At 69.3% G+C, this 13,929-nt stretch carries 12 protein-coding genes; 5 read left to right on the top strand and 7 right to left on the bottom strand.

The window, feature by feature from the left end; translation table 11 throughout:
- Positions 1 to 15: 15 nt before the first annotated feature.
- A complete protein-coding gene (locus KIH73_RS07160; RefSeq protein WP_219081986.1) occupies positions 16 to 747 on the bottom strand; it encodes a hypothetical protein in 732 nt (243 codons plus the stop codon).
- 213 nt (positions 748 to 960) lie between these two features.
- Here KIH73_RS07160 and KIH73_RS07165 point away from each other — a divergent pair, with 213 nt between their 5' ends.
- A complete protein-coding gene (locus KIH73_RS07165) occupies positions 961 to 1,653 on the top strand; it encodes a response regulator transcription factor (RefSeq protein WP_219081988.1) in 693 nt (230 codons plus the stop codon).
- Entirely contained in the window at positions 1,650 to 2,816 is a 1,167-nt protein-coding gene (locus KIH73_RS07170) for a sensor histidine kinase (RefSeq protein ID WP_219081990.1), read from the top strand. Before KIH73_RS07165 ends, KIH73_RS07170 begins: the two co-directional genes overlap by 4 nt.
- 117 nt (positions 2,817 to 2,933) lie before the next feature.
- On the opposite strand, the gene KIH73_RS07175 is transcribed toward KIH73_RS07170, so the two are convergent.
- The 4 genes from KIH73_RS07175 to KIH73_RS07190 all read right to left on the bottom strand — a co-directional run bounded on the left by KIH73_RS07175 (position 2,934) and on the right by KIH73_RS07190 (position 7,145).
- A complete protein-coding gene (locus tag KIH73_RS07175) occupies positions 2,934 to 3,689 on the bottom strand; it encodes a hypothetical protein (RefSeq protein ID WP_219081992.1) in 756 nt (251 codons plus the stop codon).
- A 147-nt stretch (positions 3,690 to 3,836) separates the two neighbouring features.
- A complete protein-coding gene (locus KIH73_RS07180) occupies positions 3,837 to 5,129 on the bottom strand; it encodes a citrate synthase (protein WP_219081993.1) in 1,293 nt (430 codons plus the stop codon).
- Between the two features lie 247 nt (positions 5,130 to 5,376).
- A complete protein-coding gene (gene map / locus KIH73_RS07185) occupies positions 5,377 to 6,156 on the bottom strand; it encodes a type I methionyl aminopeptidase (RefSeq protein WP_219081995.1) in 780 nt (259 codons plus the stop codon).
- A 134-nt stretch (positions 6,157 to 6,290) separates the two neighbouring features.
- A complete protein-coding gene (locus KIH73_RS07190) occupies positions 6,291 to 7,145 on the bottom strand; it encodes an HdeD family acid-resistance protein (protein WP_219081997.1) in 855 nt (284 codons plus the stop codon).
- 149 nt (positions 7,146 to 7,294) lie between these two features.
- On the opposite strand from KIH73_RS07190, the gene KIH73_RS07195 reads away from it, so the two are divergent.
- Positions 7,295 to 9,376: a M13 family metallopeptidase gene (locus KIH73_RS07195; protein WP_219081999.1), complete on the top strand. Its 2,082-nt coding sequence runs from the start codon at positions 7,295 to 7,297 to the stop codon at positions 9,374 to 9,376.
- A 13-nt stretch (positions 9,377 to 9,389) separates the two neighbouring features.
- On the opposite strand, the gene KIH73_RS07200 is transcribed toward KIH73_RS07195, so the two are convergent.
- Positions 9,390 to 10,814 carry a single-stranded DNA-binding protein gene (locus tag KIH73_RS07200; protein WP_219082001.1) on the bottom strand — a complete coding sequence of 475 codons (1,425 nt, stop codon included), beginning with the start codon at positions 10,812 to 10,814 and terminating at the stop codon, positions 9,390 to 9,392.
- 121 nt (positions 10,815 to 10,935) lie between these two features.
- Complete coding sequence (locus KIH73_RS07205) at positions 10,936 to 12,750, bottom strand: proline--tRNA ligase (protein ID WP_219082003.1); 1,815 nt, start codon at positions 12,748 to 12,750, stop codon at positions 10,936 to 10,938.
- A gap of 206 nt (positions 12,751 to 12,956) precedes the next feature.
- On the opposite strand from KIH73_RS07205, the gene KIH73_RS07210 reads away from it, so the two are divergent.
- Positions 12,957 to 13,130, top strand: a complete 174-nt coding sequence (locus KIH73_RS07210) for a hypothetical protein (RefSeq protein ID WP_219082005.1) — start codon at positions 12,957 to 12,959, stop codon at positions 13,128 to 13,130.
- A gap of 17 nt (positions 13,131 to 13,147) precedes the next feature.
- Entirely contained in the window at positions 13,148 to 13,534 is a 387-nt protein-coding gene (locus KIH73_RS07215) for a sigma-70 RNA polymerase sigma factor region 4 domain-containing protein (protein ID WP_219082007.1), read from the top strand.
- The last annotated feature ends 395 nt before the right edge of the window (positions 13,535 to 13,929 follow it).

Genomic DNA, 13,929 nt, shown 5'->3' on the forward strand with positions numbered 1-13,929 from the left:
CAGGCCGTGCCGGCGTCACTGCCCCGGCGAGGCCCCGCCGGTGCCGTGCCACAGGTCCACCCGCTGGTCGTCCGCATAGGCGGACGTCCATCCGTTGGCCGCCTTGCAGCCGCGGAACACAGGATCCTGCCGGTCGAAGTACGCGTACGGATCGTCGCCCGACCCACTGTCGTCGCCGGACTCCCGGCGCAGGTCGTCGGCCGTGTAGTCCGCGGGCACCGCCTCCTCGCGGCGCAGGCAGTCGGCCACCGCCTCGTACATGTCCGTATACAGGCCGGGATTGCCGACCTGCATGGCGTAGACGACGTCGATGGCGTCGATCTGGCCGTAGCAGGCGTCGTAGTCGTTCTTGTACCGGTCCCACTCATCCGGCGTGCCGGTGAAGTCCAGCGGCGGCATCGCGTAGACACCGTTGTAGTTCGCCAGCTCGAAGGGCGGGTAGCCGCGGTCGGTCATGCAGGCTCTGAAGTCCGACCAGGCCTGCTCGTAGTCCGACACCGACAGCGCCCCGTCCTGCCGCGCACGTTCCAGCATGGTCCGTTCCTTGTCCGTCAGATCTCCCCAGGACAGCACCTGGTCGATGTACTCGCCCATCGAGCCGGCGATCTTCTGCCCGTCGCCGACCGACTGGGCGGCCTCGCCCTCCGCGCCGCCGGACGGAGTCTCGCCCGGCGAACCCGGCGCACACGCCGCGACGCACCAGACCAGCAACCACGCCGCCACGAGGACGGCGGCGATACGCACCATGCCATGGTATGAACGCCTCATTATCCCCCCGTTTCGCCACGCACCGTTGCATGGCGGCCATGCCGCCACGAGCGCAGGCGGCACGGCCCCCGCGCCATACGCCAACGATACGGGCGGACGGCCGGAGGCGACAGCGCACCGCTACCCGATTTGTGTATGTCGGTGTCGCGCCGGCTTTGCGACACGGCCCGGAACGCGCTACATTCTGATGCCATGGGGTCTGCAACGTCATCCGCGACCTTCCAGGGGGTTTGGGAGGGTCCGCATCCGCGCATGCACGTCGCCGTCGTCGACAACGACCGGCGCGCCGCGGATTCGCTTGCCGTGTTCCTCACCGAGTGCTTCCCGTCGTCCCGGCTGCTGTGGCGTTGCTCCAGCGGGTACGAGGCCGTGCTGCGCTGCGAAGGGGACGGGCCGAAACCCGACCTGTTGCTGCTCGACATGTCCATGGAGGGGATGCAGGGGGCGGAGACGTGCCGGCGCATCAGGATGGCCGACTGCGACATCCGCATACTCGCGATGACCAGCTTCTCCCTCAACCACTACCGCAACACGGCGGTCAGGGCCGGGGCGCAGGGCCTGGCGGACAAGAGCAGCGACGACGACCTCGCCGCGGCGATCCGCGCCATCATGGCCGACCGGGCGGTTCCGGGCTTCGACGACCCGAAGACCGCCTACATCCGGCTGAACCGGGCGGACGCGAACGGCGCCGCGCTCAGCCCACGTGAGCACGAGATCATCAGCCTGTGCGCCACGGAGGGGCTGCTCGACGACGACATTGCCGGCCATCTGGGGATCTCCGCGGCGACCGTGCGCAAGCACATGCAGCACATCCTCGCCAAACTCGGCGCACGGACCTCGCGGCAGGCCGTGTCGCTGTGGCTCACGAGGCACGGCGAACAATGAGACCGCCGCGCCTGTTCGCCACGCGGGCCACGGCCGCGGCCCGCCTATGCGCGCGCAACGTCTTCCTGATCACGGGCGGCGTGCTGACGCTGCTGGTGTACCTGTGGGAGCTGCCCTACCGGACGCCGACGACCGGCCTGGGCGCCGCCGTGGCCGCAACCGGCGTGGTGGCGACGCTGCTGGTGCCGCCGGCCCCGCGGGCGGCGTGGCTGGTATTCCAGGTCAGTGATGCCGTCGCGGTGTGCGCGGCGCAGCACTGCGGTCCCGTCCCCTCGACCCTCGTCCCGATGCTGTTCGCGCTGGGCCTCATCGCGTACCGCCATCCGCTGCCGGTCGCCACCGGGTACGTGCTGGCCTCCACGGCATTGCAGGTATGCGCCGCGCTGGCGCCCGGCGAACACGACCTGTCCTTGCTCGACGTCCCGTCGTTCGCGGCCATGTTTCTCGCCGCCGCGCTGATCGGCGGCTCGCTGCGCACGCATGACCGGCTGATGCGGGAGCGTCTGCGCGCCGAACGCACCCGCGCGCAGCTCGAGGCGCTGCGGCGCAACACGCGTCTGGCCCAGTCCATCCACGATTCGGTGACCGGGGACCTGTCGTTCATCGCGCGACTGTCGCGTCAGCGCCTGGCGGCGTCGGGCACGCCGTCCGACGCCGAGGCGTGGTCGAGCGTCAACGCGGCCGCGACGACGGCGCTGCAGCGCACCTATCGGGTCATCGATTCGCTTGACGAGTCCGAGCAACCGCAACGCGGCGACCCGACACAGGACGGGTTCGTCGGGTCGCTGCACGCCGCCGTCGCCAGGGGCGACCAGAGCGCGCAGGCCTTGGGGCTGCGCGGGCACGGTACGATCCAGGTCCTGGCCCATGCGCCGCTGGACGACGCGGCGCAGACGCTCGTCACCGACACCGTACGCGAGCTGTACGCCAACATCCTGCGCCACGCATGCCCGGACGCCCCGTACAGCCTGTCGGTCATGATCGACGGCGACGGCGTGCAGATCACGCAGATCAACCGGATCGGCGACGATGACACGACCCTGCGATCGGGCCACGGCCTGACGATGCTGCGCCGGCGCATCGAGCAGGCGCACGGGTCCATGACCGCGCGCCGCGACGGCGAGGACTGGACGGTGTACGCCGTCGTTCCGGTCGCGGCATGACGTGGGTGTGCCGGCCGCCTGTGCATAGCGGCCGCAGCCAGCCGCGCACCGTGAACAGCGCCGGCATGTGCCGACCGCTTGTGCATGGCAGTCGGCACAACCCGGAGGGTTTACCGGTTACTGACTCAGATCCTGGCAGTCACCGGGCTCATTGCAATTCACTTGCAACCGGTTGTTCGCCGCATAACACGACCGCACGTCCGGATCGGAATCGTCGAACGAGTATTCGAACGCCGAATCCTCCTTCATGAACTGGACGGCCGTGTAGTCGTCCGGCACGACCCCGTAGCGGTGCAGGCAGTCCACAATACCTACGCTGGGGTCGGAGTACAGATTCGGGTTATCGGTCTGCACGGCATAGATATGCTGTACCGACAACACCTCACGGTACTCGCATTCATCAGTGGCCTGCAGGAACGCATCGATCTGTTCCCGTGTCCCGCCGCCGATACCGGCCTTGGTGTACAGGCCGTTGGCATAGCGGATCAGCATGGGTTCGGGTTGCCCCTTATCGACCACGCATTGACGGTAGTTCGACCATGCGCGCTCGTAGTTCGTCAACGATACTGCCCCTTCAGCTTGGGCCTGACGCAACATCTCCAATGCCTCCGGTGACGAAGCAAAGGGGTCTCCTTGCGCAGCCCCCTTTTCTTCACGTTCCAAGGTTTGGTCGATGTACGCCTGCAGCGAGTCGGCCAATCGGTTAGCCTTCGACGGCTGCCCCGTGGCCTCAGACGGTGCGTTGGCCGCCTCATCGGACGGATCAACCGATGAAGCGCACCCGGACAGCACCAGCACGACCGCGCAGACCGTCCCGCACCATAGACGCGCCAGATGCCCGCGCCGAACATCGCCCTTCGATCCCGCCACCATAACCGGCCCCTTCCCGATGCGATGCCGAGGCCCCGTCGCCTCGGTACCGGCCATGGTAGACGCCGCGCGGCGGGCGCGCGACGCCGGGCATGCCTCTTTTGTGTACCCGGGCGCGGGGCCTCCCGCCGGCCTCCGACGCCCCGGCCATCAGCGCTCGCCCATCGGCACATAGTCGCGCTGCGCCTCGCCGGTGTACACCTGGCGCGGCCGGCCGATCTTCGTGTTCGGGTCGGCGAGCATCTCGCGGTACTGGGCGATCCACCCGGGGATGCGCCCGAGCGCGAACAGCGTGGTGAACATGGCCGGGTCGAAGCCGATCGCCCGGTAGATCAGCCCGGTGTAGAAGTCGACGTTCGGGTACAGGTGGCGCGAGACGAAATACTCGTCGCTCAGCGCGATCTCCTCCAGCTCGGTGGCCACGTCGAACAGCGCGCGCTCGCCCGCCGGCAGGTCCAGCGTGTCCTCGCGCGCCATGATCTTCTCCAGATACTCGCGGGCGATGGCCGCGCGCGGGTCGTACGACTTGTACACGCGGTGCCCCAGACCGGAGATGCGGTGCCCGCTCTGCTTGCTCCACTCCACGAACTCGCGGACCGTCTTGCCCGAGTCGCGGATCGCCTCCAGCTGGCGCAGCACCGCCTCGTTCGCGCCGCCGTGCAGCGGCCCGGACAGCGCGTTGATGCCGGCTGCCACGGCGGAGTACAGGTTCGCGTGCGCGGAGCCGGCGATGCGCACCACCGACGTCGAGCAGTTCTGCTCGTGGTCGGCGTGGATGATGAGCAGGCGGCCGAGCGCGTGCACGTACAGCGGGTCGGACTCGAACGGCTCGTACGGCACGGCGAAGCACATGCGCAGGAAGTCGTCGACGTAGCCGCGCGCGTAGTCGGGGTACAGCATCGGCTCGTCGTGGCGGCGCCGGAAGATGTAGCTGACGATCGTGCGGGCCTTGGCCATGATGTTGACGGCCGCCTCGCCGAGCTGCTCGGGGTCGGCGATGTCGCAGGTCTCGGGGTGGAACGTCGCCAGCGCGTTGATCGCGGAGGCGAGCACGCTCATCGGGTGCGCCGAGCGCGGGAACGATCCCATGAAGGTGCGGAAGTCCTCGCCGACCATCGTGCGGTGGTTGATCTTGGCGCAGAAGCGGTCGTACTCCGCGCGGCTCGGCAGCTCGCCCTTCTCCAGCAGCCACGCGACCTCCAGGAAGTCGGAGCTCTCGCACAGCTGCTCGATCGGGTAGCCGCGGTAACGCAGGATCGAGTTGTTGCCGTCGATGAACGTGATCCTCGACTCGCACTGCGCGGTGGTCAGGAACCCCGGGTCGAGCGTCACCCAGCCGTCGTTGCGCAGTTTCGAGACCACGATGCCGTCGGGGCCGGCCGTGGCCTTCACGACCGGCAGCGTGAACCTGTTCGCATCCACCTCAAGCTGTGCTGTTGCCATGTGCTCGCCTTTCCGTGATCGTCCGTCGCATCCGACGGGTCGCAGCCGCCCGTCGCGTTCCCACCCGCTCTCGTCCATCGGGTCGCGGCCCCGGCCGCCGCGCGCCTGTCCCTGTACGCCGGGTCCGTTCCGGCCCCGCCAGCCGATGCCCGCCCGTCCGGGGTCGTGCTCGATATGCGAAAGCCGGAGTGCGCCCATGGTAACAGACCCGGGCGCGCCCCGGCTTGCGACGTCTTGATAGGTGGCCTTACTCGTCGCGGGCGGTCAGGATGACCGGACCGTTGTCGGTGATGGCGATGGTGTGCTCGCTGTGGGCGCCGCGCGAGCCGTCGGAGGACCTGAGCGTCCAGCCGTCCTTGGGGTCCTGGTAGATCTCGTCGGTGCTCTTGAGGAACCACGGCTCGATGGCGATGACCAGGCCCGGGCGCAGCTTGTAGCCGTGGTGGGCCTTGCCGTCGTTGGGCACATGCGGGTCGCCGTGCATGATGTGGCCGACGCCGTGCCCGCCGAACTCCAGGTTGATCGGATAGCCGTAGGAGCGGGCCACGTCGCCGACCGCGCCGGAGACGTCGCCCAGGCGGTTGCCGGACTGCGCCGCGTCGATGGCGGCGGCGAGCGCCTCCTCGGTGCAACGGATCAGCCGCAGGTCCTCGGGGTCCTGGTGCTCGCCCACGACGAAGCTGATCGCCGAGTCGGCGACCCAGCCGTCCACGCTGATCGCCAGATCGAGGCTGAGCAGGTCGCCGTCCTTGAGCGCGTAATCGAACGGCACGCCGTGCAGCACCGCGTCGTTGACCGAGGTGCAGATGTAGTGCGCGAACGGACCGGTGCCGAAGTCGGGCGCGTAGTCCACGTAGCAGGATTCCGCCCCCTTGCGGCTCTCGATGCGGCGACGCACGAAATCGTCGATCTCCAGCAGGTTGGTGCCGACCTTGGTCTGCGCCCTGAGGTCGGACAGGATGCCGGCGACGAAGCGGCCGGCCGGCTTCATTGCTTCGATTTCCGATGGGGTTTTCAGTTCGATCATGGCTTCTACCCTACTTCCTGCGCCAAACATTGGGGCGAAGGATCGCGCGGGCGGGAGACCGGCCGACGGCCGGTCTCCCGCCCGCGCCGCGCACCGGGGCCGCGGCCTTCGTCGGCGGCCGCCCGCCGGTCACGTCACTTCGCGCCGGAGCCGCGGCCGAAGGTGAATGCGCGCACGACCGCGGAGACGCCCATCACGATCAGGGCGACGCCGGCGACCACCATCAGCCAGAACGCCGAGCTGAGCGGGGAGAACAGCACGATGAGGCCCGCGATGACCGAGATGACCGCGTAGGCGATGGCCCAGCCGGACTTCGGCAGCTTCCAGGACTCCAGCAGCGCCATGACGCCCTCCATGATCCAGCCGATGCCGACGACCATCGTGACCATGACCAGCAGCGTGGTGCCGGACAGCGAGGCGTTCTTCACGACGGCCACGCCGCCGATCGCCAGCAGGATGCCGACGAACACGTCCAGGACGCGCCAGCCCGCGGGCAGGCCGACCTCGACGATCGCGGAGACGACGCGGATGACGCCCGAGACCACGAAGTAGACGCCGAGCAGCACCGCCGCGACCGCCAGCGTGCGGCCGGGCCAGAACAGCAGCGCCAGGCCGAGGACCACCGCGACCACGCCGATGATGCCGTACAGGCCGCGGATGGCCTTCTTCGCCGGCTGCGGCAACATCTCCTCGAACAGCTTGAACGGGTCGTACGGGTGCCTGGGGTCCGGCTGGCCGCCGGGCGCGCCCGGCGCCGTGTACCGGGTGTATTGGGTGTACGCGTAATACTGGCCGCCGCCCTGCGGTCCGTTCTGGCCGCCGGCGTTCGCGCCGTACGGGTCGCCGCCGGGCCGCTGGCCGGGCTGCGGATCGGATTGCGGATTCCCGGCGTAGGGGCCGTACGCCCCGTACTGCGGCTGCCCCTCGGGACGCTGGCCGTACGGGTTCTGCCCGTACGGATCCTGGCCGTTGGTGTTCGGATCCGTCATGATTGCTCCTTCGTGAGATATCGGTGCGCGGAGTCCCGCGCACATCCACCATTTTAGGCACGTTGCCTAATTTTTACGCCCGTGGGCGAAGCGGGTGTGTCGGGGCGGACCGACGCGGAAATGTCATCTTGCGCCGTTAGGGTGGAGCCATGACCACAGCACTGAAGTCCGGCATCGATCCGGCATCGTTCTCCTCCGTCATCAAACCGTCCCACGACCTGTTCCGCTACGTCAACGGGCCGTGGATCGACACCTACCGCCTGCCCGACGACCGCTCGCGCTACGGCTCGTTCGACAAGCTCGCCGAGGACGCCGAGCGCCAGGTCCGCGACATCCTCGAGGACGAGGACTGCCCGGCCGCCAAGTCCCAGGCGATCTACCGCTCCTTCCTCGACACCGACGCCATCGAGGCCGCCGGCATGGACCCCATCCGCGGCGACCTCGCCGCGATCGACGGCGCCGCCGACAAGGCCGCGCTGACGCGCGCGCTCGGCGCGCTCAACCCCGCCGGCGGCCCCGACCTGTTCGCCTGCGAGGTGTTCGGCGACCCCGGCGACCCGGACAACAACATCGTGCACCTGGGCCAGGGCGGCCTGGGCCTGCCCGACGAGGCCTACTACCGTGAGGACCGCTACGAGCCGATCCGCGAGGCCTACGTGGCGATGGTCTCCAGGCTGCTGCGCCTGGCCGGCTACGCCGAGCACCACGACGACGCCGACGCCATGGCCCGCCGGTTCCTCGGGGTCGAGACCCGCATCGCCGCGAACCACTGGGACAACGTGGCCGTGCGCGACCCGCAGAAGACCTACAACATGACCTCCTTCGACGAGCTGTGCGGCATGCTCGCCCGCTTCGACGTGCGCGCCTGGGCCGAGGCCTGGCAGGCCGCCTACGACGCGACCCCGGCGGCCGCGGCCCAGCCGGTGCGCCTGTCCGACGCCCTCGCCCGCGTGAACGTGTGCGAGCCGAGCTTCTTCACCGGCCTGGACGCCCTGTGGGACGACGCCGAGCTCGACGACCTGAAGCTGTGGGCCCGCGTCCACGTGATCAGCGGCTGGGCCGGCATGCTCGGCCACGACTTCGACGAGGCCAACTTCGAGTTCTACGGCAGGACCCTGTCGGGCGCCAAGAAGCAGCGCGACCGCTGGAAGCGCGCCGTCTCGCTGGTCAACGGCATCAGCGGCGAGGACGTCGGCCGCGAGTACGTGCGCCGGCACTTCCCCGAAAGCTCGAAGCGCCGCATGGAGGAGCTGGTCGCCAACCTGATCGACGCGTACCGCGTCTCGATCTCCAACAGCGACTGGCTGGGCGAGCGGACCAAGGCCAAGGCGCTGGAGAAGCTCTCCAAGTTCAAGCCGATGATCGGCTACACGAACCACTGGCGCGACTACGCGGCGCTCGACGTGCGCGCCGACGCCGGGCTGGTCGAGAACATGCGCGCGGCCAACCTGTACGAGACGGGCTACCAGCTGGCCAAGGCCGGCAAGCCGGTCGACCGCGAGGAATGGCTGATGAACCCGCAGACGGTCAACGCCTACTACGAGCCGACGATGAACGTCATCGTCTTCCCCGCCGCGATCCTGCAGCCGCCGTTCTTCAACCCCGAGGCCGAGGACGCCGCCAACTACGGCGGCATCGGCGCGGTGATCGGCCACGAGATCGGCCACGGCTTCGACGACCAGGGCAGCCAGTTCGACGGCGACGGCAAGCTCAACAACTGGTGGACGGACGAGGACCGCGCGAACTTCGAGGCGCGCACCAAGGCGCTGATCGAGCAGTACAACGCGTTCGTGCCCTCCCAGCTGCAGGACAAGTACGCCGACGAGCCCGACAAGGCCCCGCACGTCAACGGCGCGCTGACCATCGGCGAGAACATCGGCGACCTCGGCGGCGTGAACATCGCGCTCAAGGCCTACGCCTTCGCCCTCGACAAGGCGGCCGGCCGCGAGACCGACGGCTCGGCCCAGGCCATCGCCGCCTCGCTGCAGGACGCCCCGGAGATGGACGGCTTCACCGGCCTGCAGCGCTTCTTCCTGAGCTACGCCTCGATCTGGCGCACCAAGCAGCGCGACGAGCTGACCGAGCAGTACCTGCAGATCGACCCGCACTCCCCCGCCGAGTTCCGCACCAACGGCATCGTGCGCAACGTCGACCTGTTCTCGAGCGCCTTCGACGTGCGGCCGGGCGACCCGCTGTGGCTCGACCCCGACCAGCGCGTGCGCATCTGGTGACGCCCCGCCAGGCCTAGAACTCCGGGCCGGCGAACTCATCCGGGTCATCGCCCCGGGCGGGTTCGCCGGCCCGTTGCGTTGCGGCCCCGTCGGCACCGCCCAGCCCGGCCGCGACGCCCGGTCCGCCTGCACCGCCCGGTCCGCCTGCACCGCCCGGTCCGTCAGCGACATCCGATTCATTTGCACCGCCCAGTCCGGCCGCACCGCCCAGTCCAGCCGCGCTGCCCAGTCCGGCCGCGGCGCCCGATCCGCCCGTGCCACCCGATCCACCAGCGACGCTCGATGCGACGCCGCCGCCCACTGCGATGCCGCCGACGCCAACGTCTCCCATGCCGAATCCCTCGCCGGCACCAATGCCGCCCTGCGCGGAACCATCGTCCGGTTCCGCGCCGCCGCTCACGCCGACCGGCCGCGCCGCGAATCCGGCCACATCACCGATCCCGCCATCCGGCCGCCCCGCCGAACCACCCGATCCATCGTCGACGCCCGATCGGCCGACGGCCCCTCCAACCGCACCGATCACCTCGACCGGCCCCGCCGGCGGACCGCCCGAGTCACCGAACGCATCGGACAGCCGCCCGACGGGCCCGTCGGCGGCGAACGGGTCCGGGCCCGCGCCCGTTGCGGAACGAACGTCGCCCGCCGGCTTCTGCAGTTTGCGCAGCGTGGCGACGCCGCCGTTGAGGTCGGGGCCGACGCTGGTCGCGTCGATGACGATGCGGCTGCGCTCCTCGCCCTGCTGCGTCCACGTCTCGGTGTTGAGCAGCCCTACGACGATGACCGCGTCGCCCTTGCGGATCGACAGCCCCACATGCTCGGCCAGGCGCCGGAACGCCTTGACCGTGATCCACGTCGTCGGATGGTTATGCCACACGCGGTTGGCGTCGTAGTACCCCCGCGTGCACCCGAGCCGGAACGTGCAGGCGGCCGGGCCGCCCTGCCTGCCGAACTCGACCGGGTTGTTGCCCGCGTACCCGGTGATCGTGACCATACCCTGCTGCGCCATGATGTCCCCCTTGATCGAACGCGCCTGCGAAAGGCCGGAGGACGCGGCGCGCATGCGTGGCGCCTTAGGTGGAGCGAGGTTGGAGAGGATGCTGCGTTCCAGCGCATCCGTGCCGCGTCCGCCGGTGACACCACTATCGCGCGGCCGAGGCGCCCCATGCCACCGGCGGCGGCGTTGTGGACGCAGAGAAACGTTTTTCGGCGTGTTGTGGATAACCCGGACATCCCGCGGACGAGCCGCCGACCGCGCCCGGCGCGCATCCGCCGCCATGCGGCGCCCCTCGCGCCGGGCATATGCGCCACGCCATGCGGCGTTGCCCCCCTCGGCGGATGCGCCCACGCCGCGCGAAACCGCCCCGCCATACGAACCACCCCGCCGCGCGAACCACCCCGCCGCGCGAAACCGTCGCGTCATGCGCAACCGCTGCACCATGCAAAACCGCCGCGTCATGCGCAACCGCCGCACCATGCAAAACCGCCGGCCGCCGGCGCACAGGCCAGCGGACCGGCGGTCCGTTCGTTCACACGCCGGGACTGCCCCGGCGTCCGTCGATCTACAGCAGCTCGGCGAGACGATCGGCGAGCGTCTGCGCGGCGTCGGCGGCCGGCACGGCCACCGAATCGCCGGCGGCGCGGCCGCGGATCTCGATCGTGCCGTTGTTCACGGTGTCGCGGCCGGCCACGGCGATCAGCGGCACGCCGATCAGCTCGGCGTCCTTGAACTTGACGCCCGGCGAGACCTTCCGGCGGTCGTCGTACAGCACCTCGATGCCGCGCTCCTCGAGCTCGGCGACCAGCTTCTCGGCGGCGTCGAACGCGGCCGCGTCCTTGCCGGTGGCCATGACATGCACCTGCGCGGGGGCGACGACCGCCGGCCAGACCAGGCCCTTCTCGTCGTGGTGGGTCTCCGCGATGCAGGCGAGCACACGGCTCACGCCGATGCCGTAGCAGCCCATCCACACCGGCACGGTCTTGCCGTTCTGGTCGAGCACCTTGAGGTCGAGGGCCTTCGAGTACTTCAGGCCCAGCTGGAACACCTGGCCGATCTCGACGCCGCGCTCGAAGCTCAGCGGGCCGGAGCCGTCGGGGCTCATGTCGCCGTGGCGCACCTCCACCGCCTCGACCGTGCCGTCGGCCTCGAAGTCGCGGCCGTACACGGCGTGGAAGGCGTGCTTGCCCGGCTCGTCGCCGCCGATGATCCACTCGGAGCCCTGCGCGACGTGCGCGTCGACGAAGAACCGCACCGGGTCGGCCACGCCGGCGGCCTCGCCCTGCTTGCCGAACACCATCGGGCCCATGTAGCCGGCGACCATCTCGGGATGCGCCTTGAGGTCGTCCTCGGTCGACTCCTCGAGCTCCGAGGGGGCGAACTGCGCCTCGAGGCGCTTCATGTCCACCTGGCGGTCGCCCGGCACGGCCACGGCGATCACCTCGCGCCACGGCTTGTCATGGTCCTCGTCCTCGGCGTGCAGCACGGTCACGGCGACCGTCTTCAGCGCGTCGGCGGCGGTCCATGCGCGGCCGTCCTCGCGCGGGTACAGCCGGTTGGCGGTCTCGACCAGCGCGTCGATGGTCTTGGAGTCCGGGGTGTCGCGCTTCTGCATGGCCGGGGTGGCGGAGCAGTCGACGGCGGGCACCTCGGGGGTGGTCAGCGCCTCGACGTTCCACGCCTTGCCGGAGGGGGCGAGCGCGAAGGTGTCCTCGCCGATCGGCATCGGGGCCAGGAACTCCTCGGACGCGGAGCCGCCCATCGGGCCGGACATCGCGAACACGGGCACGTACTTGAGGTCCAGACGGGTGAACACGCGCTCGTAGGCGCCGCGCTCGTCCTGGTACGCCTGCTTCATGCCCTCCTCGTCGATCGTGAACGAGTAGGCGTCCTTCATCACGAACTCGCGGCCGCGGATCAGGCCGGCGCGCGGGCGGAACTCGTCGCGGTACTTGGTCTGGATCTGGTAGAGCGTGACCGGCAGGTCCTTGTACGAGGAGTACAGGTCCTTGACCAGCAGCGTGAACATCTCCTCGTGGGTCGGGGCCAGCAGGTAGTCGGCCCGGTGGCGGTCCTTGAGGCGGAACAGGTTCTCGCCGTACTCCTCCCAGCGGTGGGTGGCCTCGTACGGCTCACGCGGCAGCAGCGCAGGGAAGTGCACCTCCTGCGCGCCGATGCCGTCCATCTCCTCGCGGACGACGTTCTCGATCTTGTTCAGGACGCGCAGGCCCAGGGGCAGCCACGTCCAGATGCCCGGAGCCGCCTTGCGCACGAACCCGGCGCGCTGCAGCAGTTTGGCCGAATCGACGTCGGCATCGGCGGGGTCCTCGCGCAGGGTGCGCAGGAACAGCGTGGACATACGAAGTGCTTTGGAACTCATGCGTCCCAAGGTATTCGCGCGATGGGACAAGCGGTTATCCACAATTCCCCGCAGCCACGCGAAGCGCGGCGCGCAATCCGCCAGTGTGGTGACTCACTGTCGTTTGGCGGCGAGGCGCAGGAGGACAGGCGACCGGTTCGGCCACACCGGACCTTATCAAGTCAATATTCATTGACTTGATAAGTCAACAGGCAAGGACTACATTGGTGAAACGCAAGCAACTCCTACGCCGACTACGCGACATCGCCAAGTCGCGCCACATGCCGATCCACATCAGGGAGGGCGGCAGCCACACCGTCGTCACCATCGGCTCCGCGCAGACCTCCGTGCCACGACATTCGGAAATCAACGAAGTCACCGCACGGCACATCATCCGTTAGATCGAAGGGAACCTGTGATGAATACGATCGACGTCACCGCCATCGCGGAACGCAGCGGGGACTGGTGGGCCATCGAGGTGCCGGAAATGCCCGGGCTGTTCACCCAGGTGCGCCGCCTCGACCAGGTCGACACCATGGTTCGCGACGCCGCAACCGCCATGGGGCGCAACGTCGGCGCAATCGCCGTCTCGCCCAGGCTCTCCGCGCATGACCAAGCGATGATCGACGAACTGCTCGCGACGCGGCAACGCGCGCTGCGACTGCAGGACGCCGCCTCGACCATGACGCGCAACGCCATAGCCGCGTTGCGCGGCGAGGGGCTGACCGTGCGCGACGTCGCCAGCATCATCGGCATTTCGCCGCAGCGCGTCAGCGCGCTGCTGGCGACGGCACCGCGCAGATAGGGCTTCTGCATTATGTGCAGCGGATTCGGGGCATCGCAGACACCCATCTCCACTACGTGAGGCACTCCGTCGCGAAGACCCCGGGTATCGACGGCGGTATTCCGCGGCCGATACCCGGGGTCTCGCCGGATCGATGCCTCACCTAACGCAGTTGGATGTCTGCAATGCCCCGAATCCGCCACACCTAGGCCGGATACCGCCCGCCACGGCGGCGACGCGGGCGGCGATGACCGAATCCGCCACCTACGGGTGGCCGGGTGCCTGCGACGGAGATGACGATACGGTCGGCGAGACGTCTGATCCGCCGCCTTGCTGCGGTCGAACGGCCCGACGTTGTGCGGCGGCGTGGACCGGCGAGTCCGCATCCGCCACGCATAAGGCCAAGCAAGGCGGAC

Origin of the sequence: Bifidobacterium phasiani, from assembly GCF_019331775.1 — a bacterium.
Lineage (GTDB): Bacteria > Actinomycetota > Actinomycetes > Actinomycetales > Bifidobacteriaceae > Bifidobacterium > Bifidobacterium phasiani.

Bases quoted from the DNA above. Each gene is read 5' to 3' on its own strand.
- KIH73_RS07160 (WP_219081986.1), bottom strand. From the start codon at position 747: ATGGTGCGTATCGCCGCCGTCCTCGTGGCGGCGTGGTTGCTGGTCTGG.
- KIH73_RS07165 (WP_219081988.1), top strand. From the start codon at position 961: ATGGGGTCTGCAACGTCATCCGCGACCTTCCAGGGGGTTTGGGAGGGT.
- KIH73_RS07170 (WP_219081990.1), top strand. From the start codon at position 1,650: ATGAGACCGCCGCGCCTGTTCGCCACGCGGGCCACGGCCGCGGCCCGC.
- KIH73_RS07175 (WP_219081992.1), bottom strand. From the start codon at position 3,689: ATGGTGGCGGGATCGAAGGGCGATGTTCGGCGCGGGCATCTGGCGCGT.
- KIH73_RS07180 (WP_219081993.1), bottom strand. From the start codon at position 5,129: ATGGCAACAGCACAGCTTGAGGTGGATGCGAACAGGTTCACGCTGCCG.
- map (WP_219081995.1), bottom strand. From the start codon at position 6,156: ATGATCGAACTGAAAACCCCATCGGAAATCGAAGCAATGAAGCCGGCC.
- KIH73_RS07190 (WP_219081997.1), bottom strand. From the start codon at position 7,145: ATGACGGATCCGAACACCAACGGCCAGGATCCGTACGGGCAGAACCCG.
- KIH73_RS07195 (WP_219081999.1), top strand. From the start codon at position 7,295: ATGACCACAGCACTGAAGTCCGGCATCGATCCGGCATCGTTCTCCTCC.
- KIH73_RS07200 (WP_219082001.1), bottom strand. From the start codon at position 10,814: ATGGTGCAGCGGTTGCGCATGACGCGACGGTTTCGCGCGGCGGGGTGG.
- KIH73_RS07205 (WP_219082003.1), bottom strand. From the start codon at position 12,750: ATGAGTTCCAAAGCACTTCGTATGTCCACGCTGTTCCTGCGCACCCTG.
- KIH73_RS07215 (WP_219082007.1), top strand. From the start codon at position 13,148: ATGAATACGATCGACGTCACCGCCATCGCGGAACGCAGCGGGGACTGG.